At 67.8% G+C, this 25304-nt stretch carries 23 protein-coding genes and 2 pseudogenes; 11 read left to right on the top strand and 14 right to left on the bottom strand.

From position 1 onward, the window contains the following. Positions 1–8 precede the first annotated feature (8 nt). Positions 9–315 (bottom strand): annotated as a pseudogene (locus tag ABZT14_RS14390) (transcriptional regulator). Positions 316–707: 392 nt separating this feature from the next. Beyond that, positions 708–1075, bottom strand: a pseudogene (locus ABZT14_RS14385) (transposase family protein); the annotation flags it as partial. A gap of 157 nt (positions 1076–1232) precedes the next feature. Here ABZT14_RS14385 and ABZT14_RS14380 point away from each other — a divergent pair. Genes ABZT14_RS14380 through ABZT14_RS14370 form a run of 3 tightly spaced genes read left to right on the top strand, consistent with a single transcriptional unit; the run spans position 1233 to position 4689 of the window. Beyond that, positions 1233–1829: a helix-turn-helix domain-containing protein gene (locus tag ABZT14_RS14380; RefSeq protein ID WP_356301357.1), complete on the top strand. Its 597-nt coding sequence runs from the start codon at positions 1233–1235 to the stop codon at positions 1827–1829. Between the two features lie 26 nt (positions 1830–1855). Next, the gene (locus ABZT14_RS14375; protein WP_356301354.1) at positions 1856–3970 is read left to right on the top strand and encodes a hypothetical protein; all 2115 of its coding nucleotides are present in this window, start codon (positions 1856–1858) and stop codon (positions 3968–3970) included. After that, positions 3970–4689 (top strand): helix-turn-helix domain containing protein, encoded by a 720-nt coding sequence (locus ABZT14_RS14370; RefSeq protein WP_356301351.1) that lies wholly within the window; start codon positions 3970–3972, stop codon positions 4687–4689. Before ABZT14_RS14375 ends, ABZT14_RS14370 begins: the two co-directional genes overlap by 1 nt. A gap of 282 nt (positions 4690–4971) precedes the next feature. On the opposite strand, the gene ABZT14_RS14365 is transcribed toward ABZT14_RS14370, so the two are convergent. The 4 genes from ABZT14_RS14365 to ABZT14_RS14350 all read right to left on the bottom strand — a co-directional run bounded on the left by ABZT14_RS14365 (position 4972) and on the right by ABZT14_RS14350 (position 7310). Continuing rightward, the gene (locus ABZT14_RS14365) at positions 4972–5328 is read right to left on the bottom strand and encodes a hypothetical protein (protein WP_356301348.1); all 357 of its coding nucleotides are present in this window, start codon (positions 5326–5328) and stop codon (positions 4972–4974) included. Positions 5329–5412: 84 nt separating this feature from the next. Then, positions 5413–5616, bottom strand: a complete 204-nt coding sequence (locus ABZT14_RS14360) for a hypothetical protein (RefSeq protein WP_356301345.1) — start codon at positions 5614–5616, stop codon at positions 5413–5415. A gap of 96 nt (positions 5617–5712) precedes the next feature. Further along, the gene (locus ABZT14_RS14355) at positions 5713–6252 is read right to left on the bottom strand and encodes a hypothetical protein (RefSeq protein ID WP_356301342.1); all 540 of its coding nucleotides are present in this window, start codon (positions 6250–6252) and stop codon (positions 5713–5715) included. Positions 6253–6350: 98 nt separating this feature from the next. Then, the gene (locus ABZT14_RS14350; RefSeq protein ID WP_356301339.1) at positions 6351–7310 is read right to left on the bottom strand and encodes a DUF4365 domain-containing protein; all 960 of its coding nucleotides are present in this window, start codon (positions 7308–7310) and stop codon (positions 6351–6353) included. 144 nt (positions 7311–7454) lie between these two features. Here ABZT14_RS14350 and ABZT14_RS14345 point away from each other — a divergent pair, with 144 nt between their 5' ends. After that, positions 7455–8303, top strand: a complete 849-nt coding sequence (locus ABZT14_RS14345) for a hypothetical protein (protein ID WP_356301336.1) — start codon at positions 7455–7457, stop codon at positions 8301–8303. Positions 8304–8398: 95 nt separating this feature from the next. Here the strand turns inward: ABZT14_RS14345 and ABZT14_RS14340 are convergent, their stop codons facing one another. Further along, complete coding sequence (locus ABZT14_RS14340; protein WP_356301333.1) at positions 8399–8896, bottom strand: hypothetical protein; 498 nt, start codon at positions 8894–8896, stop codon at positions 8399–8401. Positions 8897–9226: 330 nt separating this feature from the next. On the opposite strand from ABZT14_RS14340, the gene ABZT14_RS14335 reads away from it, so the two are divergent. Next, the gene (locus tag ABZT14_RS14335) at positions 9227–9382 is read left to right on the top strand and encodes a DUF6417 family protein (protein WP_356302226.1); all 156 of its coding nucleotides are present in this window, start codon (positions 9227–9229) and stop codon (positions 9380–9382) included. 93 nt (positions 9383–9475) lie between these two features. Here ABZT14_RS14335 and ABZT14_RS14330 read toward each other — a convergent pair whose 3' ends face one another. The 4 genes from ABZT14_RS14330 to ABZT14_RS14315 all read right to left on the bottom strand — a co-directional run bounded on the left by ABZT14_RS14330 (position 9476) and on the right by ABZT14_RS14315 (position 13077). Continuing rightward, positions 9476–10447: a hypothetical protein gene (locus tag ABZT14_RS14330; protein WP_356301330.1), complete on the bottom strand. Its 972-nt coding sequence runs from the start codon at positions 10445–10447 to the stop codon at positions 9476–9478. 120 nt (positions 10448–10567) lie between these two features. Further along, entirely contained in the window at positions 10568–10822 is a 255-nt protein-coding gene (locus tag ABZT14_RS14325; protein WP_356301327.1) for a hypothetical protein, read from the bottom strand. Positions 10823–11081: 259 nt separating this feature from the next. Beyond that, positions 11082–12923 carry a hypothetical protein gene (locus ABZT14_RS14320; protein WP_356301324.1) on the bottom strand — a complete coding sequence of 614 codons (1842 nt, stop codon included), beginning with the start codon at positions 12921–12923 and terminating at the stop codon, positions 11082–11084. Positions 12924–12927: 4 nt separating this feature from the next. Next, positions 12928–13077: a hypothetical protein gene (locus ABZT14_RS14315; protein ID WP_356301321.1), complete on the bottom strand. Its 150-nt coding sequence runs from the start codon at positions 13075–13077 to the stop codon at positions 12928–12930. 962 nt (positions 13078–14039) lie between these two features. Here ABZT14_RS14315 and ABZT14_RS14310 point away from each other — a divergent pair. Genes ABZT14_RS14310 through ABZT14_RS14300 form a run of 3 tightly spaced genes read left to right on the top strand, consistent with a single transcriptional unit; the run spans position 14040 to position 17713 of the window. Next, positions 14040–15245: an ABC-three component system protein gene (locus ABZT14_RS14310; RefSeq protein ID WP_356301318.1), complete on the top strand. Its 1206-nt coding sequence runs from the start codon at positions 14040–14042 to the stop codon at positions 15243–15245. Further along, positions 15242–15724: a three component ABC system middle component gene (locus tag ABZT14_RS14305; protein WP_356301315.1), complete on the top strand. Its 483-nt coding sequence runs from the start codon at positions 15242–15244 to the stop codon at positions 15722–15724. Before ABZT14_RS14310 ends, ABZT14_RS14305 begins: the two co-directional genes overlap by 4 nt. A gap of 33 nt (positions 15725–15757) precedes the next feature. Further along, entirely contained in the window at positions 15758–17713 is a 1956-nt protein-coding gene (locus ABZT14_RS14300) for a DUF3732 domain-containing protein (RefSeq protein WP_356301312.1), read from the top strand. A 160-nt stretch (positions 17714–17873) separates the two neighbouring features. Here ABZT14_RS14300 and ABZT14_RS14295 read toward each other — a convergent pair whose 3' ends face one another. After that, positions 17874–18188 carry a transcriptional regulator gene (locus ABZT14_RS14295; protein ID WP_356302223.1) on the bottom strand — a complete coding sequence of 105 codons (315 nt, stop codon included), beginning with the start codon at positions 18186–18188 and terminating at the stop codon, positions 17874–17876. Between the two features lie 399 nt (positions 18189–18587). Between ABZT14_RS14295 and ABZT14_RS14290 the strand changes: the two genes are divergently transcribed. From ABZT14_RS14290 to ABZT14_RS14280, 3 genes are all read left to right on the top strand, one after another. After that, complete coding sequence (locus ABZT14_RS14290) at positions 18588–20453, top strand: DEAD/DEAH box helicase family protein (RefSeq protein WP_356301309.1); 1866 nt, start codon at positions 18588–18590, stop codon at positions 20451–20453. A gap of 1 nt (position 20454) precedes the next feature. Continuing rightward, on the top strand, positions 20455–21186 hold the full coding sequence (locus ABZT14_RS14285) for a hypothetical protein (protein ID WP_356301308.1): 732 nt from the start codon (positions 20455–20457) through the stop codon (positions 21184–21186). 582 nt (positions 21187–21768) lie between these two features. Further along, positions 21769–22764 carry a restriction endonuclease gene (locus tag ABZT14_RS14280; RefSeq protein WP_356301305.1) on the top strand — a complete coding sequence of 332 codons (996 nt, stop codon included), beginning with the start codon at positions 21769–21771 and terminating at the stop codon, positions 22762–22764. 144 nt (positions 22765–22908) lie between these two features. Here the strand turns inward: ABZT14_RS14280 and ABZT14_RS14275 are convergent, their stop codons facing one another. Together ABZT14_RS14275 and ABZT14_RS14270 are read right to left on the bottom strand one after the other, a co-directional pair. Next, on the bottom strand, positions 22909–23502 hold the full coding sequence (locus ABZT14_RS14275; RefSeq protein ID WP_356301302.1) for a hypothetical protein: 594 nt from the start codon (positions 23500–23502) through the stop codon (positions 22909–22911). 1504 nt (positions 23503–25006) lie between these two features. Then, on the bottom strand, positions 25007–25304 hold a 298-nt coding region (locus tag ABZT14_RS14270), incomplete at its 5' end, for a hypothetical protein (RefSeq protein ID WP_356301299.1).

Genomic DNA, 25304 nt, shown 5'->3' with positions numbered 1-25304 from the left:
GAAATCGATCATGGCCGTAGCTCGGGGAACGCCTCTTCCCACACCTCTTTGACGGCTCTGCTGATGAACCTGCGCAGCAGCGGTCACAGTTCGAGCAGGATGTCCCGGTTGAGGAAGCGGCGCAGATCCTCGCGCATGCCCTCGGCGAGCACGGTCCTGTACAGGCCCAGGCGCTGGCGTGGCTGGTCCAGATCGAAGGCGCGCAGCCCCGACCAGGCGACGTGCAGAGGCAGTTCCACCGTCCCGTGTTCGGGTCCGGCCAGTTCATCGAGGCCAGAGGCCAGGGGGCAGGCGGTTGCGGTATCGCGTCCGCATCAGGGACGCGATGGATTCGGGGTGGCCGTCCATGGTGTCGATCATGTGTGCCGGCCCCGGGCTGCTGCAGCTGACCCGCCGGAGCTGAGGGGGAAGGAAGGGGGCGGGGCATGAGGAGGGGGAAGAGGCAGGCTGATCCGGGCGGTGACGACGGTGCCCACAGAGGATACGAGTCGTCCGGGATGACGACCGCGCGCCTGGCGGCGGCGCGAGCCATGACGACATAGAGCAGCCGTGGGCCGCTGGGGGAGGGGTCGCCTTCGGGACCGTAGTACTCGGAGTTGCCCAGCAGCAGGATGGTGGTGTCGGCTTCACGTCCCCTGGTCTGGTGGAGATTCATCACCTGCACCGGGTGTGGGCGCGGCCGGGCGCGCTGCCACCAGGCGGAGGTGGCGCCCCTTGGACGGAACCCGGACGTCTTGTGCCGCCCCCTGATACGCCTTATCGGCCCAGCCGTTGATGCCAGCGGCGAGGAGGGCATCGACGATGCTGTGCTCGCGTCCCGCGGTCAGGTGGTGGGTGGCGCAGGGCAACGCGGGCGAGGCCCACAGGAGCCGTCCGAACGGGATCGGTCAGTACCTGGATGTTCACGCCGTGGTGCCGCTTCTTGCCGCAGTAGTAGGGGCGGTCGGCGGCCGATCCGGTTGATCGGCAGCATGGTGCGATCCAGAATCACGAACGCCTTCAAGTGGGCCGTCCTCATCGCTTCATCGAGCGTCGGCGTGAGCGCGGCCAGAGGGTCGATCGCCTCGTGGACGTAGCAACGGCCGGTGCCCGGCTACGGCCACGGCCCGTGACCGGTAAACGCAACCACAGGACCCGCCTTCCTCTTTGACACCCTGTCACCCCACACCTAAAATCGAGTACGATTAAATAAGTGAGTTCACTTGAATGCTGGAGCGGGAGGAGGAACGGAAGTGCTGCTGACCACAGGCCAGGCCGCCCAGGAACTGGGCTGCGCCATCACCACCCTGCGCCGCCTGGTCCACGCCGGACTACTCCCCGACCTCACTCACCACGGCGTGCGCGTGATGATCCCGCTCACCACCGTGCAGAGCCTCGCCGCCCGCACCCACGCACCCCTTCACCACCTGGAGGCAGACGAGATCGCCGTCCTACGCGTGGACGCCGCCCGGCACGCCACCGAGAACGACCGCGACTCGACCGGGTTTGCAGCCTCACTGCCGCCCGAGACCCTGCTCAAAGCGCTGCGCGGGTGGTGGCGCTGCGACGCCGCGAGCGTCGCAGCCGCCGGCGTCCTGCCCGTGACCGTCGCCGGATTCGTGGTGGCCATACTGACCGGGCTGGGGCAGTGGGAGACCAACGCCCAGGGACGCCGCGCCTTCCCGCACGCCCGTCTGGCCGGATACGTCACCGACCTGGCCACTCCCGTCAAACACCTCACCGGGGTCACCGACGACGAGAAACGGCTCGCCGACCACTTGCTCGGGACCCGGCTGCCCTCCCACTCCAGCGGGCCCATCGCCTACGTCGCCACTCGCCCCACCGGCTGACCCGCCACCCCATGCCAAGGACCCTGATGGACGCACAGAGCTACAACGCCACGCTCGCCGACCTGCGGACGGTCCGCGACGACATCAAGAAGACCCAGACGGCACTCGCCAAGCTGGAGGCCGAACGCGACAAGCAGATCGCCCAACTGGCCACCCACGAGAAGGCCAAGGCCGAGCGCATCGCCCCGGCCGCCGGACTGAGCCTGGCCGAAGTCGTCGCCCGCGCCCCGGAACTGGCCCCACAACCCCTGGCCGCCGACGCTACGCCCGCGCCGGAGCCGGCAGCGGCTGACCAACCGGCCGGAGCTCCCTACACTGAACCGCACCCGCACGTACCCCAGCCCACCGCACCGCCGACCGATCCAACCGGTGAAGCCCCGCAGGCACCCGCGCCGCCTGCGGCCCCGACCGCGCCCGTGGCCCCGGCCACCGAGGAGGGCGAGCCGCGCACCCTGCCCTCCATCCCCGACGGCGAGACGGGCGACGCCTGGTTCACCCACACCAAGAACTTGGCCTCCACCCGCCCCAACTTCACCCAGCAGGCCCGCTCCACAGTCTTCCTCGACACTGACACCGGGATCCTGGTCCACCGCAACCAGACCCACCGCCTCGACCTCGGCACCCGGTCCGCGGCCGAGATCCTGACCGCGGTCTTCCCCGTACTGCCCGAGGGCGCCGAACGCATCTACATCACCGCCGGGGCCCCTTGGCACCGCGACGCCGACCGCCACCCCTACCTGCGCGACGCGGTCGCCGCCTGGCTCAACGCCCCGACCCCGGGCTGGCGCACCGACACCGGCCGGGGCCGCGACCGGATGGCCGGCCACTTCGTCCACGCCCGCCACCCCGTCGCCCGCTACCTGCGCGACGACGAGTCCCAGCATGTCGAAATCCGTTCCATGGGGGAGTGGTTCGACCTCGAGGACGGTGACGATCCCGCCACCGCCCGTGATGCCTTCGTCCTGCTCTGGCAGGCGCTGCGCCGGCACTGGGACGACGCCGTCGTGATGGGTTCGCCGTCGCAGACCGGCCGCGACCTGTGGACCCGCACCATCCCCGCCCGCGGCCAATACTCCGACGGCTACCCCGTGCTCTCGGAGGAGTTGCGCGGCCTGCTGCACGCCACCGCCGGACAGGGCCGCAACGAACTCCTCGCCCCGCCGCGCGTACCCGAGGTTCTGCCCCAACTCGTCGAGTACGACCGCACCTTCGCCTACGCCAAGCACACCTGGAAGTCCCCGGTCGGCACCCCCCGCCGCATCACCGGCCGCCAGTTCGCCGCCTGGTCCGACAAGGAGCAGGCACGCGCCCTGTACGGGTGCGGCCACTGGCAGATCCGTGCCACCGTCCCCGACACCTGGGACCACGTCGGTCTCCTCCCGGCGCCCGCCCCCAGCGACCGCGCCTGGCACTACCCGGCCACCCCCGGCACCACCTTTACCACCTGGGCCGGCGGACCTGAAGTCCACACCGCGCTGACCAACCCGCTCACCCCGTGGAAGATCGAAGTCCTCGACGGCCTGCTGTGGGAGGACGGCAAGCCCCTCGACGACTGGGGCAAGAAGCTCAAGGACGCCTGGTCCAACCTGAGCGCCCAGGCCCACTTCCAGCAGGACGCCCGCCAGGCCCGCGCCGCCCACCTCGCCTCCCGCGCCGTCCGCGCCATCCTCCTGTACGGCATCGGCTCCTTCGCCCAACGCCCCCGCATGGTCACCGGCACCACCCCCCGCACCCAGGAACGCGACGTCCCCGCAGACGCCGAAATCATCGGCTTCGACGACGAACTGATCACCTGGCAGAAGCCCACCGGCTTCAGCCGCGACCCCAACGCCCACCCCGAATGGGCCGCCGCCATCTGGTCCGGCGCCCGCGCCGCCCTGCTCACCCAGCGCCACCGCGCCGACGACATCTACGCCGGGGCCCTGCACGCTGCCCCCGGCACCGTCATTGCGTTCCGCACCGACGCCCTCTACCTCACCCAGCCCCAGGCCTGGCCGTATCACCAGCAGCCCGGCGACTACCTCAAAAAGGGCCACCTGGCTGGCCCGCTCGCCGCACCCACCAGCGAAGAAGACCTCCTCACGCTGCGCGATGCCGGACGCGCCGCCCTCACACCCGCCTCGACCACGGCTGGTGCCTGATGCCCCCACGCCGTCGACAACAGGCCACGTCGACACCGGATTTGAACGAGGCCGCCCGGCTAGCCGACCGGCTCCAGCAGGCCGGCTATACCAAACGCGACATCGCCCGCATCATCGACCGCGACCCCTCCCTGGTCTCCCAGTTCTACACAAAACACAAGGGCGCCGCCTTCGTCCCCGCCCTGCGCCAGGTCCTCGACGCCGTCACCACCGGCGGCATCACCGAGGTCCCCGAACTCGCCGCTCTGGCCGCCCGCCACACCACCCGCCGCACCACCGCCAAGGGCACCCGCGCCCGGGTCCGGTCGAAGGCCGTTCTGATCACCCCCACCGGCACCGGTACCGGCCGCGTCGCCGCCCAGGCCATCGCCTCCGGCTCCACTCGCCTGCGCCCCTTGATCGCCGAAGCCGCTGCCCGCGGCCTGAAGCTGGCCTTCACCGTCCGCCTGCACCGGTCCGGATATGTGATGCCGTCGGGCAGCCGTACCGACTCGCCCGGCATCCGCCGCGACGTCATCCAGCGCACCGACCACACCGAGGAACGCTCCTACGGCTCGGCCGCCACCGGCGGCTTCGATGCCGCCGACTTCGCTCAGCGCGTCGACGCGGCCGGCGGAGACGTCACGGCGGCCGTCCAGCAGTGGCTCATCGAAACCGGCCGCATCCACGCCGATGCCCACATCGTCCACCTCGAGGTGCGTACCTGGCGGCCCCGCTGATCCCTGCCGGAGCCACAGGTGGGGAGTCGCCGGATACGTGCGCCCCCACGGATTTCCCATCTCCCGCGGCACGTTCATCGCCCGGATGTCCTGGACCGTCCTGCTACAGATGGCGCGGCCGACACGACGCCACCAGGGCGGGTAAAATCGGAGCCCAAGACCCTGGAACCGTCCCTGGTAGCCCTAGAAAAGGGCAGGCCACCGGCCCAGGGTTCAGGCTTCCCGGGGCCGGTCCGTGGCCTGCGGAATTCCCGGCGGCGTGCCGTTCATGCTGCTTTGTCATCATGCGCGGCCGGGCGCCGCGTAGGTGATGCCGACGTCTCCCGCGGAGGTCGCTGCGAGGGCCACGATCTTCCAGACCACGGCCGGGGCATCAGTCCTGGGGCCGTCGAAGGCGTCGTTGAGGAGCTCCACGGTGAACCCCGTGGCCTGGCCGTCCGCCCCCGCAGCCGAGAACTTGACCTCCTGCGCTGCCCACGGAGCCGCGTCGACCGAGGCGAACTGAACCAGCGCGTGGTACACCGCGAAGTCTTCTCCGTCCCGGGTGACGGTGAAAGTGCCTGGCTCGAGGTGGATGCCGACCTGGACCTGAGTGTCCTTGTGCACGAGAACGGGGTCGCCGGTGATGCTCAGGTCCATGATGCTCTCCAAATGGGTGGGATGAGGCGAGCTCGGCTGCTCGCAGGGCAGTTGACTGCCCATCGGGAGGACGTCGATCGACCGTCAGAACAGGGAGTCCTGGTCGGGAAGCTCTGAGGTCCGGAGCGGTTCCACCTCCTTGCCGCTCCACTTGTCGGCCAGATGCTTGCGCCAGCCCTGCGGAGGCGGCCACGGTACGCCCCACTCGGCGAGTTGCTTCCGGGTCCAGCCGCCGCCGGGAGTCTGTGCGGCGGTGACTTCGTCGGGGGAGGGCACGTATGAGGTCATGGGCGATGCCTGCCCAGGCGATGCAGCCCGACATGCCTCTCCCCCGCCTGCGTGGCCGAGTGTGTCTTGATCTCGCCGGATGGGGAGGGCGGTGGTTCAGCGGGGACACAACAGATGCCACACGACTTCGGTCTCCTGCGGTGCGCGGCGCCAGGAGGAAAGCAGGCGCGAGCCGGTCAATTCATCGAGCAGATCGGTGAGCTGCTGGGGTGTCTGCGCGCACAGGTGCGTCAGGAGGTCCATGTCGGCACTGCCGGCGCCGTCGGGGCGGGTGTGCGCGGCCACCGTGAGCGCGGTGAGCTGGACGGCACTGGGCAGCGCCGCAGACGCGGGCCGGGGGAGCGGAGGCAGCGCCCAGTGCGCGGCACGGGCGCGCCGCGGACGATCGGGCTGGGCCCGCATCGCCGCGTCGAGCAGGCACGCCCGCATGAAGGGGCCCGCACCGCGGTGCAGCCAGTGTGCATACTCCAGCTCGTCCCACAGGTCGGCGCGTTGGTGCAGCCGCATGCCGCGCAGCAGCCCGTGCGGCAGGTGCACTTCACCGCGGCCGTTCGTGCGCAGGGCGCACTGCAGGGCCAGCAGTCGGGCGGCGGGGGAGCAGAACCGGGGGAGCGCGGTGGCCAGATAGGTGAGCATCTCCCGTACCCGTGCCTGTGCGTCGGCGCGGGCGGCATCGCGGTCCGGCGCCGGCGGACGGGAACGGGCGCCGAGAGAACGCTGCGCACTGTCGGGGATTACGGCGGTGTGGGCGGTGGCGGCGGCACAGGCGACGCAGACGTCGGCCAGGCGCCACTGGTTGCCGCCGCGAGCTTCGACGCAGCCCACACGACGTCGCCGGTCCGGCTGTCCACCGCGAAGATCTCGCCCTGCTCGGTGGGGGCGTAGAGCATCTGCGCCCCGTACCCCGCGAGGTCGTCGCGCACCCGCAGACGGCGCTCCCAGCGAGGACGTCCCTCGCGCAGGCTCAGCGCCCGCAGACGTCCGGCCCCCACGGAGACGAAGACGGCGTCGTCCCCGGCCGGACTGGTGCGGTCGAACGCGGTCGTGCCCGACCAGCACACAGCCCCCGAAACGGCATCCAGGACCCGCAGACGGTACCCCTGGCGCACGACGACACACCCCTGTGCGACCTGCGGCTGCCGCGTGCCCGGCGCCCCGGTGGCGTGCTGCCACACCTGCTTCGGAGCACGGAAAACCGGCGGCGCGGGCGGTGCGGATACGCGCGGGGACGGAGGCCTGCCCGCCGCCGGCGCGTCGGTGAACTCCTCGATGTGCGCGCAGAACGCGCCGATCGTTCCCGCATGCAGCTCGTTCTCCCGGGGCACCGCGATCCAACCGGGCGCCGTGTCCACCCAGTTGAGCTGCTGCGTGAGGTTGATCCAGAACAGGCGCTGTTCGTCGACGTCGTGCACCACGCCGACGACCGGGAGCTTGCTGGCACGCCAGTCCGCCGCGTGGTGGCCCACGTCGATCGCGTAGCCGCGTGCGCGCTTGTACTTCCTGCCCGCCTTGACCTGCACGGTGCAGGCATACCCGGTCTTCTTCCCGCCCCGGGTGAGCATGACGAAGCAGTCCTCGCCGTGATCCGCACTGCCCGCGATTTCCTGCACCAGGTGCCCGTGATCGTCCAGAAGCGTCCGCAGCGCGTTCACGCCGGCCCGTTCGATGCGGCGGTTTCGGTGGACGGTCGCCATGGGATTCCTTGGAACGGAGAGGCTGGCAGCAGGTAGGCCAGAGATCCTAGACAGCCCCGCCACGCGCAGGCCGGACGGGTGCACGCCACCGCACTGCTCTACCGTCGTGACAAGCGAAGGTCGCCGAGACGACAGGGGGCCCGCATGGCTGCCAGACCCGATCCCACATCTGAGCACTCCTTCCAGCAGACGGCGGAGGGACAGTTCGACCATCTGCGGGTGGCCGCCGACGCGCGGTGCTGGTGGTGCCGCAACAACGCAGCCACGACGGGGGAGCACAAATTCAAGCGTTCCAGCCTCACGCGGCTCATGGGGGAGGAGCAACTACTGTTGTGGGGTGACGGAAACAGCCTCAAAGAAGTCCGCGGGAAGAGCGGCGTCACAAGAGACCGTCATGGCGTCGTCAAATTCCCCAAGTCCATGTGCGCGGCCTGCAACAACACTGCATCCCAGCCGTTCGACGACGCCTACGACGTCTACGCCAAGTACGTCGAAGAGCACCACTTGAGGCATGCGCCCGGGATCGACATGCAAACGATCTACGGTGAGCAGTGGCAGGACAAGGCGCACGACCTCGCCCGTTACCACGCCAAGCACTTCGGCTGCCGAATGGTGAGGACCGGGCTGCCGGTCCCGCAGTCGCTGCGCGACTTCATGGACGGCGCCGACGACATGCCGGATGCCCATATGTGCCTCATCTCAACCGACTCGGTGCACAAGATGCGCACCAGCCTCTCCATCAGCCCCGACTTCGTGTGGGCGAACAAGGCGGTCACGCGTTTCGACTCATACGTCATGGCCGCCTACATCGGCGCCGTCGGAGTCAGATATCGCTGGCATTTCGAGGGCATCCCACCGGAGTTCAGGTCGCAGTTCTTCCATCACCCGACTCCGGTGCTCAACTTCTTCAAAAACGAGTTCGACATGGCGGCAGAGAAGACGAGGAAGCCCGGCTGGCTGCCCAGACTCCGGCAATGGGCCGTGAAACCCTAGGGCGCTGGAGGCGGAGCGAAGGGATGTGCCGTACCGGGACCGGACGACGATGTTTCGGCCTCGCCGGCCAGCTGCCGCCTACTCACGCGGACCTGTCAGGCTGCGGGCAACTGCCGGGCATCGCCGGGCACTTCTCCGAAGACAGTGTCGAAGGCCAGGGCGCGTTGCATGGGCACGAGGTGGTAGGGGCTTCCAGAGCCGCGGACGGAGTGGGGGCCGATGCGGCCCGTCATGAGGACGTCGAGCGGGGTGAGGACGTCCAGATTGTCGAAGACATAGCAGACCGGCAGCTGGGTCCAGGCCGCCAGCTGCAGATGGGCGGTCACGGCCGCCGCCTCGACCGCGTGTCGGCCGGTGGCGTGGCTGGTCATCCGGCTCTTGCAGTCGATCATGAACAGGTGCCGGCCCCGGGCGGCGATGAGGTCGGGGGTCCACCGCAGGAAGCTGTCGGTGCCGCGCAGCGCGGCACGTGCCACCGGGCTCAACGCACCCTGCCCCCACTCGTCGACTGTCCACCCACGCTCGTCCAACTCCCGTGCGACGCACTGTTCGTGGACGTCGCCGATATCCTTCCTTCGCTGAAAGCTCGTCATACCGGGGAGTGTGGCGCATCGGCGACGTGCCAAAACAGCGCAGGTGCGCCCGTCGGCCAGTGCCGGCCACGGGGGTTGGCGGTCATCGTCGTTCATTGGTGTTCATTGGTGTCCGCTGGTGTCCCACGGCGTCTCACTGCGGACGCCGAGAGTTGACCTGAATTCACCCCGGCAAGTCCTCACGGTGCCAGCCGGTCGGCGCGCGACTTACTGATGGCGAGACGGCCTCACCCACAGCGCACCCATGCGGGTACTGCTGTCCGAGTCGGGGATGCCGCAATGCGGGACCGTCGTTGAGACGGGCATGAGCGCAGACATGAGAGCAACCTCATCCCGGCCCCGGATGCGGCCGCCCGCCGCCTGGGGGAAGCCCACGCCCTGCTGCGCCTGCTGCAGCTGATCGCCGCAGAAGTAATGGACGAACTGTCCGAGGAGGCGGAGTGGTTCGCCCGGGAGATCGCCGCACGGATTCCGTCGGAGAACTGACCCGCCACCACCTGCTTCCCCCTCGCCACTGGCGCGGAGCTGGCGTGAGGAGGGCGCGCGACGACGAAGCATCATCCGTGGAGTCCGGGCGGTTCATCGTGGAGGAACGCGTCCGGTGAGCTTCTCCCAGTCCTTGAGCGCCGCCGCCAGTTTTTGCTCCAGCACCTCTCTGTGTGGGTCCTGCCGATGGCGTTCCCGTATCTCCTCAAGGTGCGCGCGGGCGGCATCTGTTGCACTGGTGTCGTTCTCGACTGCTTCCCGCTCGGACTCCACCGCCTTGAGCCAGCTCGGCAGCTCCTCGCGGAAGCTGTTCTCTCGTGCGATTGCCCTCTGGATGTCTCTGGCGAAGTCGCGCACGGTGCCCTCGTCGAAGCGCTGTTCCCCTGCCTCAGGGGAGGGAGGGAGGTGACGGTACTTTGCCTGGAGCGACTGTCCGCCGGAATTGATGCAGTAGATGTAGTGATACGTGTGGTCCGTGGTGAAGTGGACCTCCATCTGTGCCAGTTCGGCAGAGTTGATCTCTGAGTCTGCCTTCGCCATGCGCCGGTGCTGGAACAAGGTCAGTGCTCCCAGTGCACCGACTTGTTCACCGCTGCCGGGGTGGCGCAGCCGTGTCCGCTGCTGGTCGAGCTCCTGGAGACGGCTCTTCCGGCCGGCCTCGGCTGCTGTCACTGCCCTGCGTGCCGAGGACTCGTCCTGGTCGGCTCTGCGTGTCCACGCGCGGACTTCACCGCGGGCGTGTGCCAGGGCGTCCCGGTCGCTCTCGTACCGCAGGTTGAAGGCGAAGGCCCAGCCGCCGGGGTACCGGTACAGCCTGCGCCCCACCCAGAATCCCAAGCCCGCTAAAACGATCACTACCAGCCACGCCATGCCCGAGCCCCCCGTCGCTATGGGACTGTCATACAGGTCCCGCGCGTGCGACGGGAGCGTTCCGGTGCAGACGTCAGCAACACCACAGTCGACGGGCAGCACCTCGACACCGGTCTGCCCAAACTTGAGGCTGCGCCCGCCGATGGTGGTCTGCTCTCTGTCGGCCGGGCACGCGAGCGGCTTGAAGGCGGGCAACAGTCCAGCGCCTAGGGACTGACGTCTGCGCTCCGTGACTGACGGCAAGGAATCTGACGACAGAACGTGGGTCGGCCTGCCTCGTACCGTCGCTCGGTATTTGAGCGGTCGGAGGAGGTGTCAGCTCCAGGTGATGGACTGGATCTCGTGGAACCCGCCGCCGTCTTCCTCCCAGTGCAGGGTGAGTCGTGCCTGGGCCGCTGTGCCCCATGTCCGGGCGATCGGGAAGTCGACGTGGGTGCGGCCCAGGAGCCGTTCGACTTCGAGTGCAGCTCCGTCGCCGCGCGCGTTGAGGATGACGGGGACCTCTCCGTCGCCGACCGGTTCCACGATGATGCGCAGGCGGTCAGCCGGGCCGGCTCCGATGTTGCTCACGCGCATCCTCTGGTGGGTGGCCCGGTAGTCGGTGCGACCGTGTTTGTTGGTGCGAGCTTCTCGGTCGTAGAGGTACTCGCAGCGCAAGACGGCTTGCGGCGCGCGGGGGCCGGGGTCGTGCCTGGCGGCGCTGTTTCCGGCGCGATGTTTGTGCTGCAGCAGCTCGAGCGGGGGGCGGTCGACACCGGCTGGGAGGTCGGGAGCAGGGCGCAGGAGGCGTTGCGCTTCGTGTGCGGCTGCAGCGCCGTACCAGATCTGATCACTCTGGAACTCGCTCTCGCCGCGGTGGAATGCGGCCCCCCACTGCCTGGCCTTGTCGTGAAGGGCGCGCTTGCCGTCTCCCGGCACGAGGTATCGCAGTCCGGGATCGTTTCTGCGGAAGGCCTGGAAAAGAACAGCGAGTGGACTGGTGTTGACCGGGTAGCCGTGGCGTTGGCTGTGGCGGGGGCTCAGAGGGCCTCGGCCGCGGATGACTCGTACCACGCTGCGCCAGGGCGGGCTGTCGGTGGCGAAGGACTCCTTGGACCACGTCGCCGGCACATGATCGCAGTGAATCTCCCCGATGATGCGCCCACCACGGTTCGACAACTCCACGGGATACTCCTGCATCTCCTCGCCGTCGTCGTTGGCCCAAGTGAACAGGCTCTTGTCCCGGGCCAGTATCTTGCGGCCGTTTCGGAAGAAGTCGATGCCGTAGTCGGTGGGGTGCAGATAACGCTGGACACCCAGCCAGCCCCATACACGGTGGGGGAGCGGAACCAGACGACGCCCCCCCGCATTCGCCGCACGCGTCCGCGTCGAACGCGAGTGCTTCTTCGCAGTCCTGGCACCGCTGCACTGTCGCCAGCGTGACGTCGATCTCCTGCCGGGCCGCTACTGGCCCTTCGCGGAGGTGGACGCTGCGCGCCGGGTCCCAGGCGCAGGACAGCCGGGGAGCCACGGGGCACCCGTCCAGCGTCAGACGCAGCCGTCCCTCACGGATGAGATAACCGTAGACGTCACCGAGTCGGCGGTGCAGACGAGGCCATTCCCGTGGGCGCCAGGTCGGCGGGCGTAGATCACTGATTGTTATCTCGGTGCCGTGTTCGTCCTTGTGCTGCTTGGACTCCAGGTGCAGGGGAGCCGTCCATTCTCCGGTGCCGAGCAGGGATCTCAGATTCAAGGTCAGGACACTCCACGCCGTGTCCTGTCGCCGAGCAGTGCGCACGGTGACGACGGAGCCCAGGCGGTGCATGGCGATGTTGAAGGGGAGCCCGGTCAGGGTCTGGCCGCCGCGGGTCCAGTTCAGGCGCACCGACTCGATGAGTTCGGACTGGTTCATGCCTGCGCCCTGATCCCGGACCACGATCGACTCGTTGCCGGTATCGGCACCTTGGCGGAACGAGATCGATATCTCCGATGGGGCGAGCGGGCCGCTCTCGGGGCCATGAGCCTGAACCTGCTCGTCGAGGGCGCGGTCCACGAACGTGGCCAGGCAGTTCCACTGCGGCATGTCGATGTCCGCCAACATCTGCAGCAACCGGGGTGAGGGCGTGAGCTGGAGAGTCCGCCGTCGTAGCGTCTTGCCCCGGCTGGCCCGCTGCCAGGCATTCACCCAGGCGGTTTCCTGTTCGGTGCCCAACTGCAGCGCTTTGATGAACGCCTCGACGAGGTCCCTGCGCAGGCGGGCACAGCCGCGCAGGGCATCGTTCAGCGTGGTGCGCGGCAGCATCCCCACCGGAGCGCGCTGCGACAACTGGCGCAGGCTCAGGCCGCTGGCGCTGAACAGCTCCTGCATCGCCTCGCGCAGTTCCTCCATGGTGGCAATGCCCCGGACACGGTCGATGCCGAAAGAGGCGGCCTCGGGCGTTGCCATGGCGTCTTGCCACTGCTGCTGAACGGTGAGCGGGTCGGCGCCGCACCCGAGGGCGAACTTCTCGACGACCGGCCAGGGGGTCCGCCAGCCGTTGGCGGCACGATGCAGCTGAGTGACACTCAGCCCTGTCGTCAGGGACAGCCGGGCGTAGGTGAGGCCGGAGAGGTCGCGCATCAGGCGAAGCTGCCGCGCGACCTCTGCCATCTCCACGGCCCGGGCAGTCAGCTCGCGCTCGTGACGTCCCATCGGATCACGCAGAGGCGCGCCGGCGCGGGCGCCGAGGCAGGGGCAGCACGGTGAGGAGCCAAGCTGCCGTCATCTCGACGATGAGCGCGGCCAGGATGTCCCGCCATGCCGAGAATGCGGCGGGCACCGCGATCAAGGACACCACCACGATCACGGTGATGGTCGTCCGCCCCTGCGGGAGACGCCGGGGCCTTCCAGGCCATACGCAAGCCAGCTCTGCATACATGGATCGTCCATCTCTGGCGGCATGTCGCCATGCCCCCGAAAATGGGTGCCTCGGAGTTGGTGCGGTCCGCACCGGAAGGTTTGGGGCCTGCCCGGTGCCGCACTCCAGGAATCTTGCCGTACTCAACAGGCCCGGAACCAACCGGAATTCAACGATCCCTCTTTTGTTTCACATCTGTCCCGACCATGGATGATGCGTCATCAATGCAGCTCAGAAGGGAGAGGAGGGTGGTCAATCCCGCATGAACGAGGCGATGTTGCTGCCCTGTCCGGGTTTCGGTTTGTATCCCGGACACTGCGTGGCCGACCCTGGCGAGCAGGATCCCGTCTCGGAGAGTGATCAAGGGACCTGGGCCGCAGTGCATTGGGGTGCGCTTCGATCAACGTGATCGGGGCTTCCGGCTGTGCCGGAAGCCCCGTCCCTCGGCGCCCGTTGTGATCACCGAGGGCGTGAGGTTCACCAGGAGTGCATTCCAGAAGTGGTGCGGCGGGGCAACCCGGCATCGCGGCCCCTTGCGTCAACAAGCCCTCGCTACGTGTGAGATGACGGCGGCGAGCAGCTTCTTCGCTCCACACCGCCCCCGGGCTCAGCCGAAACGCTGATCAACTCCAGGCTCGGGCCAGCGGATACCGCGGCAGACTCGAGGGTGGACCCGCCCTGCCCGGCTCGCATGGATCCGGTGGTGATCGCCTGAACGCAGGGTGGTGCCCGGCAGGCGGTGCTACGTTACGGCAACAGGGGAGTAGCGAGTTGATGTGCGGGTTTGTCCGCGGCACCTCGCACTGTTTCCCGACGCGGCCGTAGTGCACCAGGGGGGAGGCCGCCGGCAGGCAGGCTCGACGCAAGTGGGGAACGTGGCACAAGCAGGGTCGCATTCGGCGGCAGGCCAGATGACCGGATACCTCTACCAGTGCGAACTGGCCCTCGTGGAACTGGCCCGACACAGTTGGGACGAGCCCACCATCGAGGTGCGCATGGAGGTCCTCGACGACGTCGAGTTCCTCTACGCAGCCACCGCAGACCCGCACGAGCTCCTGCAGTCCAAACACCGCGAGAAGGCCGGACGCCTCAGCGAGACGGGCAAGGACGTCTGGCGGTCTGTCGCCTCGTGGATCGACGCCCTGCGGGCGCTGGACTGCTTGTCGACGGGCACGATGCCGCTGCTGCGCCTGGTCACCACGCAGGTCGCGGCCGAGGGGACCTTCCTGCACCAGCTGCGCCCCGGCCCCGGGCGGTCCGTGCCCGACGCCCTGGCCCGCATACAGGAGATCGCCGAAGCCGAGGAACCCGCCAACACCGCTGACGACCGGGGGAAGTTCACCGCCCTCACGCCCGCGCAGCGCTACCGCCTGGCGGCCGCGATCGAGATCAACGACGGCTCTCCGCTGATGTCAGACCTCGACCCTACGCTGGCACGGACACTGGGGATCAGGCCCGGCGAGCACACCCGCGCCATCCTCGACGACATCAAGGGGTGGTGGTACGGCGTGGCCGTGGAGTCGCTGGACAAGACCCGCGAGCGGGCCTCGGTGACCGCCCAGGAACTGCAGTGCCGCCTCGAGGAGATCACCGACCGGTACGCGGGCAAGAACCTGCCCATCACCGAGACCGCGCGCCGTCTCACGGCCGCCGAGATCGCCGCCTACCAGGACGACCTGGTGGTCGCGCAGATGCGCTGGGTCGGCCTCAAGGACCGCGCCATCGCACCCTACTTGCGGGACTACCACCACGCCCGCGCCCAGCGCTCGCAGTGGCTGCGCACCTTCAAGATCACCGAAGAGGGTCTGGAGGACTACGACCGGCACCTGTGGGACGAGTGGGACCACGTCTTCGCCCGGCACACCGACGAGATCGAGGACGACACCCCCGCTGCGGAGCGCCGGGCCGCGGGCAAACGCGTCCTCAACGACACCATGGACAAGGTCGCCGACCTGCCCGCCCGCCCCGGCAGCACCACCGAGGGGTGGATCGGCCGCGGCACCATGCACAGCCTCGCCGGCCGACCCCGAGACGCCGACGACGAGGACGCCGTCGGCTGGCACCCCGACTATCCGGACCTGTGCCAGAACCACCACGACGAACCACGGGATGCATGACGATGACTCACCGCCGCGTCCCCGAAGCCCAGGCCCTGCTCAACCCCGCCTTCGGCGCCTACCTCCTGGCCACCAGCGTCCACGCCGCCACGAAGAGATCCGAGGAACCCCTGTCCTGGGACAGCGCCTTCCTCGTGCTGCCATTCGTGCTGCCGGCCGACACCCGCAACGACCTGCCGACCCAGGCCGTGCACTCCATGTCCGCCTGGCTCACCGAACACCCCCACCACCGGGCCGCCTTCGCCGAACGGGCCGACGCCCTGACCGACTACACCCGCGCCAGCCTGCGCACCGCTCTGCGCTACCACGCCCTGACCATCACCGGAAGCGCCCTGCGCTGCCCCCGCGCCCCCAAACCCGCCTCGGCCGCAACCAGCGAAGAGGTAGTCGACTGCGCCCGCCGGGCCGGCCTCGTCGGCCGCTGGCTCGCCGTCGTCGAACCCTCCCAGGCCTACAACCTCCTCGGCGTCCGCCCCTGACACCCCTCTCCACAAAGGAGATCGCGAACCACCATGCAGCTACTCGCCCTGGCCCTCTACCACCGAGACGGCAGGCCCACCCCACGGGTCGTGAAGTTTCGCCCCGGGGCGCTCAACATCCTCACCGGCGAGTCCGAAACCGGAAAGTCCGAGATCCTCGACATCGTCGACTACTGCCTGGGACGCACCACCCACACCCTGCCCGACGAGCCCATCGACCAGACCGTGGGCTGGTACGCGCTGCTGGTCGCCTTCCGTGACAGCCGCATGGTCCTGGCCCGCCCCCGGCCCGCCGGCGCCTCTACGACCCAGGCCATGTTCCGCACCGGCGACGACACCCTCGAGCTGCCGCGCGCCGACGAACTGATCGCGACCTCGAGCGTCGCCGCACTGCGTGCCGAGGTCAGCGCCCGCCTGGGCATCGAAGACTTCCGCTTCCAGCCTCCGCCCGGCGCCGCACGGGCCGCCTTCAACGTCTCCATCGCCCAGGCGACCCTGCTGTGCCTGCAGAACCAGAACGAGATCGCCGACAAGAAGGCCCTCTTCCACCGCCAGACCGAGAACGGTATGACGCAGGCCATCAAGGACACCCTGCCCTACTTCCTCGGCGCGGCCGGACCCCAGCAGGCACTCAACCGCCACCACTTCAACGATGCCCAGCGCGCCCAGCGAGCCGCCCAGCGCAAACTCGACGACGCTCTCCGCCGCCGCGAGGCGGTCGACGCCGACGGAGTGGCCCTGCTGCGCCTGGCCCAGAGCGAGGGACTGCTCAGCGAGGTACCGCAGACCCCCGCGCCCGAGGAGATCCGCAGACTGCTGGAGCGCGCCCTCACCGCCACCGTCTCCGTCGTCGGACCGCCCGACCTGACCGACCGGCGCCACCAGCTCGGCGAAGAACGACGCGTACTGCGCGAGCAGCTCCAAGAAGCCGACCAGGCACTCGCCCTGGTGGACCGCTGGCAGAAGCAGGGTGAGGAATTCACCGGCGAACTGCACCTGCAGCTGGGGCGATTGAGGTCCATCAAACTCCTGGGCCCCGAACGCGACCACGACCACACCGTGTGCCCCCTGTGTACCCAGCCCCTGGAGCACCCCGACGCACCGGCCACCGAGATCCTCGCCCTGACCGAGCAGCTCGCCGACGAACTCGACCAGGCCCAGACCGTCCAGCCAATCCGCGACGAGCACCGCAGGTCCCTGCAGAGCGAACGCGCAGCCATCATCGAACGGCTGCGGGTCAACGGCGTCCAGCTGCGTGAACTGAACGCCAGCGACGAACGCATGCGCAGCCTCCAGGATCAGCAGGTGCGCATCGCCCGGATCCAGGGCCGCATCGACCAGGCCCTCACCACGGGCAGCGGATCGCTGTCCGGCGACATTGCCACCCTGCAGAACCACCTCGCCGTGGCCCAGGAGAACGTCGCCGCCCTACAGGCCCTGATCGACGAGGACGACGTCGCTGCCGAGACTGAACGGCGCCTCACCGACGTAGCCGCCGACATGACCGTCTGGGCCAAGCGCCTCGGCCTTGGACAGGCAGCAGCGGCAGACGAAGTCACCATCAGCCTCAGCCAGCTCAACGTGGTCGTCCGCCGCCCCCAAGGGGGGCGCCTGCCCCTCAACCGCATCGGCAGCGCCAAGAACTGGATCGGCTACCACATGGTCGCTCACCTCGCCCTGCACACCTACCTCCGGCGCCACCGCCGCCCCGTACCCGCCTTCCTCATGCTGGACCAGCCCACCCAGGCCTTTTTCCCCGCAAAGATCAAGGACGCCACCACAGTCCGGGACGCCGACTGGGACACCGTCACCGCCTACTTCGAGCTGCTCCGCGACGTGGCAGACCTCAACGAAGGCGCACTGCAGATCATCGTCTGCGATCACGCCAACCTGACCGATCACCCCTGGTTCCAGGACTCCATCGTGGAGAACTGGAGGCCCCTTGATGGACGCCGCCAAGCCCTGATCCCCACCGACTGGCTCGACTGACCACCCGCGGGCCTGCCGAGGAACCGTCGACCATCAGCGCCCGCTTCGCACCACCGGCGTCAGGCCCCGGCGGCCTCGAGGAGGGCCGTCCGGGCCAGCGCGCAATGACGTGTGAGGAGGTAGGCCCCAGGTGGCCTATTCAGGAAAGGCGTGAAGCTGATCACGGCCGTAGCTCGGGGAACGCTTCTTCCCAGACCTCTTTGATGGCTCTGCTGACGAACGTGCGCAGCAGCGGCCACAGCTCGAGCAGGATGTCCCGGTTGAGGAAGCAGCACAGATCGTCACGCATGCCCTCGGCGAGCACGGTTCTGTACAGGCTCAGGCGCAGGCGTGGCTGGTCCAGGTCGAAGGCGCGCAGCCCTGACCACGCGACGTGCAGGGGCAGCTCCACCACGCCATGCTCGGGGCCGGTCAGCTCTTCGAGGCTGGACGGCAGGCGGTTCCGGTATTCGTACGCAGCAGTGATGCGATGGATTCGGGGTTGTCTTGCACGGTGTCGATCATCCTCGTGCTGGTGCCGGGCTACACGGGCTGCTGCAGCTGACGGGCAGTAGCGGGAGTGAGGGAGAGGTATGGGGCCCAGAGGGAGGGAAAGACTCTTCCAGGGTGGTGTGGTGCCCACGGAGGGTGTGTGAGTCGGCTGGCCGACGCCCTGCACCGTCCGCTGCGCGCCGCTGCCGGAAGCCGGGTGCTGTGATGGTGTTTCAGAATCTGTATTGGGCCCGGTCATTCTGTACGGCGGCCGGGGCGACGGGATCGTGCCGCCGCCCCGGAAGGCGTGCCCCCGAGTGGCTTCCGATTGACGGCTGGCGGTGCGGTCTCTCCTCGCTAGGCTGAGACAGTTCATGCTTCAGCAGGGGGAATGGGGGCCATTGTGGCGTTCAAGCGCAAGACGGCCGATGCCGCCGTGCCGAAGGATCCGGTAGAGCTGTACCGGATGCTTGCGGCCACCAACCGAGGTCCGGCTGCCGTGTGGGGGCACCAGCAGGACATTCTCCGTTCCTGGCACAAAAAACAGATGCAGGACAACGCCGATGTGGCGATCGAATTGCCGACCGGCGCCGGGAAGACGCTCGTCGGTGGCCTGATCGGTGAATATCGGCGAAGGACGCACCGTGAGCGTGTTGCCTACCTGTGTCCCACCCGGCAGCTGGCGCGCCAGACCGCGGCAAAGTTCGACGAGTACGGCATCCCCAACGTTCTCCTCGTCAACCCCGTGAAGACCTGGAACCAGGCCGACCAAGCGCAGTACGAGGCGGGCGAGGCCCTCGCAGTCAGCGTCTACAGCCACGTGTTCAATTCCAACCCTGCGCTGGACAACGCGGACTTACTGGTCCTCGACGATGCACACGCGGCCGAGGGATACGTGGCCAATCCGTGGAGCCTGGCCATCTCCCGAAAGAGTGAGGAGAGCGCCTACTTGGATGTCCTCTCCACGCTCGAGCCGGCGCTGGACCCCCTGGTCTACCGACGCCTGCGGGCGCCAGAGGCGAACACCTCGCAGGCGTCGTCCGTGTACCTCGTCTCGCCCGTCGGCATTGCGGAACAAGGGGAGGCGCTGGAGAGCGTCCTCAGAGCGGGCAAGCTCAGCACGAGTGCCTCCTATGCCTGGAAGCTCCTCCAGGGGCGCCTCGACTGCTGTCTGGCGTACGTCTCCTACGGACAGATCCTCATCCGGCCGCTGATCCCGCCCACTATGCAGCACCGGCCCTTCAGCGACCCTGCCCGGCGCATCTACATGAGCGCCACCCTTGGCGACGGCGGGGAACTGGAACGCTCCTTCGGACGCAGGCAGATCGCCCGCATCCCCGTTCCCGAAGGCTGGGAGAAGGAAGGCACGGGGCGCCGCTTCTTCCTCTTCCCCGAACTCACCACCGACCTCTCGGCGAATCCCGCCGACGTGCCCGACTTCGTCTCCGGCGTCATCACCAGCGCCGGCCGAGCCGTCGTGCTGACCCCTGACGGCCGCACCGCCAACTCCTTCACCTCGAATTACCTTCCCGCCGGCCACCAGGTGCTGAAGGCCACCGACGTCGAGGACGACCTCACTGCCTTCACCGCTGAGAACAAGGCGATCCTGCTGCTCACCAACCGCTACGACGGCATCGACCTCCCCGATGACGACTGCCGCCTGGTGATTCTGGGCGGCCTGCCCGCCAAGGGGGATCTGCAGGAACGGTTCCTGCACGAATCTCTCGGGGCCACGGAGGTCCTGCAGGAGCGCATCCGCGCCCGCATCATGCAGGGGGCAGGCCGCGCCACCCGCAACAACAAGGACTGGGCGGCCGTCGTCGTCCTTGGCCGGTCCTTGAACTCCTACCTCTCCGGACTCGACGTCCAGGCCTCCTTGCACCCCGAGGTCCGGGCCGAAGTGGAATTCGGCCGACTCAACAGCCTGCGCACCCTCTCCCGCGAGATGCTCGACAATCTGGCGACCTTCCGGGAACGCGGCGAGGCATGGGCCGAGGTCGACGCCGACATCGTCGCAGACCGCGACAGCTACGTTCGGACCGTTGCCCCCAGCGCCGCGGAGCTCAGCAACGCAGCCCAGCACGAAGTGGCCGCCTGGGAAGCACTGTGGAACCGCCAGTGGGACTGGGCCCTGACCGCCGTCCAGCGCGTACTGGACCACCTGAACGGCCCTCGCCCCCCCCCAGCGGTACGCGGCCCTGTGGAACTACTTCGGCTACAGCATCGCCGAACGCCTCGCCCGGCAGAACCAAGATCCTTCATATCGTGACGTGGCTGCCCGCTACTACCGCGACCTCCAACGCAAGGGACAGACCAGCAACTTCATCGCCCACCTCGAATCACCCAGAGACAAGGCCCACGCACCTGTACCGGATGAACTCGACTTCCTCGACGAGACCGCCATGCGCGCAATCATCGCCGCCATCGGCCTCCACCGCACCGACCGCTTCGAGACCACCGTCACCCACGTGCGCACCGGCCTCGCCGGCACCGAATTCACCGCCTACGAAGCCGCACTGGTAGAGCTCGGCACCCTCGCCGGTGCCTCGGCAGCCTATGCCGAGGAGGACAGCGCCAACCCGGCCTGCCCCGACGCCGTCTGGATCTTCGAGGACGCCCGTTGGATCATCTGGGAAGCCAAGAGCGAAGCCACCCCCAAGGGCGAGGTCGGACCCGACAATGTCCGTCAGGCTCAAGGACACCTCAGCTACACCGAAGCCGAACGCTCGGCGACCGCACCCAGCGGATCGATCACCCTGCTTGTGTCGCCCAAGTCCAAGGTACTGCCCGCCGCGCGCATGATCGCCGCCGAACACCTGCACCTCATCGGGCCGCCTGCAGTACTTGAAGTCCTCGACCGGCTCGTCCGAGCCTGGCGCACCGCCCGTGCGCGCAACATCCCCGCTCTGTCTCCTGCCGACCTCGCCGAGATCTTCAGAGCCGAAGACGCCCTGCCCACACAGTGGCTCCCCCTGCTGCAGGCCAGCCCCATCAAACAGTGACACCGTCATAGCCATGCCTGCACCAAGGGCTGCCCAGCCGGGGTCGCACCTACCACCCGTCACTGCGCGAGGTACACCTCGCGCAGTGACGGGCCGCGTATGAGTTCGTCGGCTCAACTGTCCGGCGTAGTCCGCGCCCCACCAACGCGAGGCAGCGTTCCCATCGGTCACGAGGCCGAAGCGTCCCCAGCCTCCTGCACATCGCCAGAAGCCAACGAGGTCACACTCAAATAGAGAGTCGAGAATTTTCCCAAAAATCCCATACCGATAAATCGGGTAAGGGAATTCTAGGGAAATAAGTCCCGGCACGAGGAAAGAGTGGAACTCGCTGAAAACCGAGCCGCCCTCACACGGGCCCCGCATCGCCAGGGCCACCGCTCCCACTCTCTGTGAACGTGGCGCAGACATGACCAGCGGCCTGTAGAAGCCCACCCCGTAGCCTGGTTCACGAATCCGGGACATCCAGGGGACAGTTGGCCACGGCGAGGAGACCAGCTGGCTTGAACGCCGAGCATCGCCCCGTCCAACGAGGGGCGCGTCACCCGGCGGCCGTGACCAGCTCCTGAAGGAGAAACGACCAACATGGGCGGACGCCACGGCCCCAACAAGCGCACCTCGCACGAGTGGCCAGGACGTGAGCTGGAACTCCTGGCCGAGAGGATCTTCCGTGAACTCGAAAACCAGGAAGCCCAGGTCAAGCACAACGATCACATCCTCGGCCACCTCAGCGGAACCCACCGCCAGATCGACGTGAGCATCAGGTGGAAGGACCCGGCCGGAGAGCCGCACCTGGCCATCGTGGAAGTCCGTGACTGGCAGCGACGCGCCGACATCACCCACCTAGACAAACTAGCTTCGGTGATGCGCGATACCCGGGCAGACCGCGGCGTCCTGGTATGCAACAGCGGCTTCACCAAGCCTGCCCGAACCTACGCCCGAAACCTCGGCATCGAGCTCTACGCACTACACGACAGCGCCACGGGAAGATGGCTGGAAATCCTGGACCTACCTGTCCTCTGGACCACACTCACGCCCGTTGTCCTGCCCACCTTCACGCACACAGCACTGGCCGGCGACACCATCTACGCCGATGACCGCAACAGCTTCTTCGCCAACCTGTCCGACGACGGCGGCAACACACGCATCCGGCTCCTGGAGCGCTTCGCCAAGGAATGGAACGCCGGACGGCTGCCCCGCGACGGCGGCCAGGTCAACAGCAGGAAACCGATGCACATCTACGTCAAGGACGCCCAAGGGCACCCCCATTGGAGGCCCGTCTCCAACTTCCTTGTCACCTACCGAGTGGAGCGCCGGCACTGGCTGGGCCGGATCACCCCCACCGTGAGCCGAGGCCTGGTCGACGTACTTGACCAGCGCATCGTCCCGTCCTACACCGACGTGCCCCTGACCCGGGACGAGACCTGGTCCGAGATCGACGATCCCGACGCAGTCGCGGTGCGCCTTCGCGGCCGATTCCACACCCTGGAGGACGCCGTGATGGACCCGAAAGCCCACTCGCTCCACGACGCAGAGATCCGCAACGCGAAGACGGGCGAGTTGGAGCGACCGGCCCCCTAGACATCGCCTCCGCACGCAATGGAACACCTCACCGTGCACGGACCGTACCGGCAGCACATCACCAGAAGGCACCGGCTATACCTTGGAACCGCCGAGGGCGACGAAGACCATCGGAATCCGCTGCCAGGAGGGCGGATAGACCGGTCACCGAGGGGGAGCGCGTCCGGTGAGCTCCTCCCATTTCCTGAACGCCTCCATCAGCCTTTCCTCCAGTACCTCACTGCGAGGGTCTTCACGGTTGCGCTCGCGTATTTCCTCGAGCCGCTTTCGGGTAGCATCTATATCTCTGGTGTCATTCTGGGTCTCTTTCCAAGAATCCTCCACCGTCTTCAGCTTCTGCGGAAGCCCCTCGCGAAATATGTTCTCCTGTGCGACCGCGCCTTGGATTTTCACCATGAAGTCCTGCACCATGTCCTCGTCGAAGCGCTGCTCCTGTGCGTCAGGCGGCGCAGGGAGATGGGGGTACTTCGCCTGATGCGGATGCCCGCTAGAATCGGTGCAGTAGAGGTAGTGGTGCTTGTGACCGGAGTCGAAGCGGACCTCCATCCCCGCCAACTCGACGGAGTGCGTCAAAGAGCCCGACTTGACCTCGAGACAATGCCGAAACAACGTCAGCGACCCGAGCTCGCCCAGACGTTCGGCGCTGCCGGGGTTACGCAGACGTTCCCGTCGCTGCGCCAGAGCGTGCAGCCGCCGGTCCCGGTCGGCCTCGGCTGCCGCCAGCGTCTTGCGGGCCACGGCCTCCTCCTGGGCAGCCCTGCGCACCCATCCACGGGCCTCCCTACGGGGGCCGTCCACAGCCTCCCGGTCTCCCTCGTACTGCGGGCTGAAGGCGAACGCCCACCCACCCGGATACCGGTAGCGCTTGCGGATCAACCAGAACCCCAAGCCCGCTAAGACGATCACTCCGAGCAACACCACGCCCGAGCCCACCCCTCTGTCGCGATGACACCGTCTTACCCGGCCCTAAGCCACGACGACAGCCCTCCGACACAGACGTCAGCAACGCCACATCTCCCTCTCCCCACCATGACGAACGCCCCCTCATGCTTCACCAGATGGGGGCCCGCAGGCTGCGGGAGAGCAGCGACGCGTTCCTCTTCCCTCCTCCGTTCCCGGTCCCGATGCAGGGCATCTGCACGGGCCTCAGCGGTGACACGGCGGCCGAGACTGATAGCCGCCGTGTCGGTGACCGGGGCCAGCGTGTACCGGACAGGGGGGCGGCTTGAGCGTGACGGCAGGTGCAAGCGGGCAACACCAGCCGGAAGCTCGGCACGCACAGCCCCATGCCATCTGACCCACAGCGCGGGGCGGCCGCGAAGGGCTTCGTCTCGAAGCTTGTCCACCGCGGTGCTGTCGTCTTCCCGATCGATCTCCACGGCGATAGCGGGGCCTTCGCTGCGCAACAGGCGAAGATCCAGGAAGGCAGACTAGGGCGGTGACCAGACGATGCGGCAGCCCCCGTGTAGCTCACGAGGCGGATCGATGTAGCGCATCGGAGCCTCCCACCTGCTCCTCCACCCCGACGCCCTTGCCCACTGCGCCACCGCACAGGTGATGGACCGGGTTGCCTCCTTACCGGTCAGGCCATCAAAGCCGAAACGGGTCTCGATCAAGTGAGAACGCAAAGCGGCGGCGAGAGCTCCCGACTCGCCGGCCAACGCCAGTTCGTGGACCATGCGCCGATTGTGCGCCCCTGCACTGACAACGACCGGGTGCAGCCGCTGAACAGAACGAGCCGGGACGGCCGTTGAGAGCCTTAACGCCGGGATCCACGACACCCATCCCCCCTGCCTACGGTGCACACGAGGCAGCTCGCCAGAGCGGCCCTACCCTCCCACGGCGCACCACCCAAGGATTCGAAACGAAGGAGGTTACGCGCTCAACGTCTTGAATAGCAAGGCGCAAGAGGCTTACCACTATGGATCACGTACACAACCTCAGCCGACAGCAGCCGAACCACATGCCTCGGCGCGCGCATCCGTTCGCCTACGGATCAACAGTGTCAACGTCTGAGGGAGCAGGCCAGGGAGAGGGCGATGACGGACGCGATGCCGGGAACAGGGAGACGGCCACGTGCAGCCACTGACGATTCGCCTACACGCATTCCGTACCTACAGCCGGCACCCAAGAGCTCGCGGCGAAAGCCCTCGAAACGCGTCACAACCCCCGACAGCGCCGCCAGGCGCACACACCCTCATTACACAGCGCCGCCAGGCGCCCCACCACCCTCCCTGCGCCGTCAGGCGCCACCACCAAGGTGATACCCCGTCACATGTACCGCACCACAGCAAAATTGAACAAGGAAAGGCCGCGCCAGCGGCCTAACACGCCAAGCAAAAGACTTTTTGCCGCCAGGCAAAAATAAGTAACCATCTCCACAAACAATCCAGAATTTGCCGTCAGGCAAATTCACACGCGAAACCAAGGGCCGCGTCAGCGGCCCGGAATAAACCACAGCGAATTCGCCGCCAGGCGAATTCATGGGGGCGTGAAATTCCGCCAGGAATTTCGTTAGGGGCATTATGCCCCCCGCCCCC

This window comes from Streptomyces sp. NPDC005438, from assembly GCF_040606315.1.
In the GTDB taxonomy this organism is placed as follows: domain Bacteria; phylum Actinomycetota; class Actinomycetes; order Streptomycetales; family Streptomycetaceae; genus Streptomyces.
This window is presented reverse-complemented; position numbering and strand designations above follow the sequence as displayed.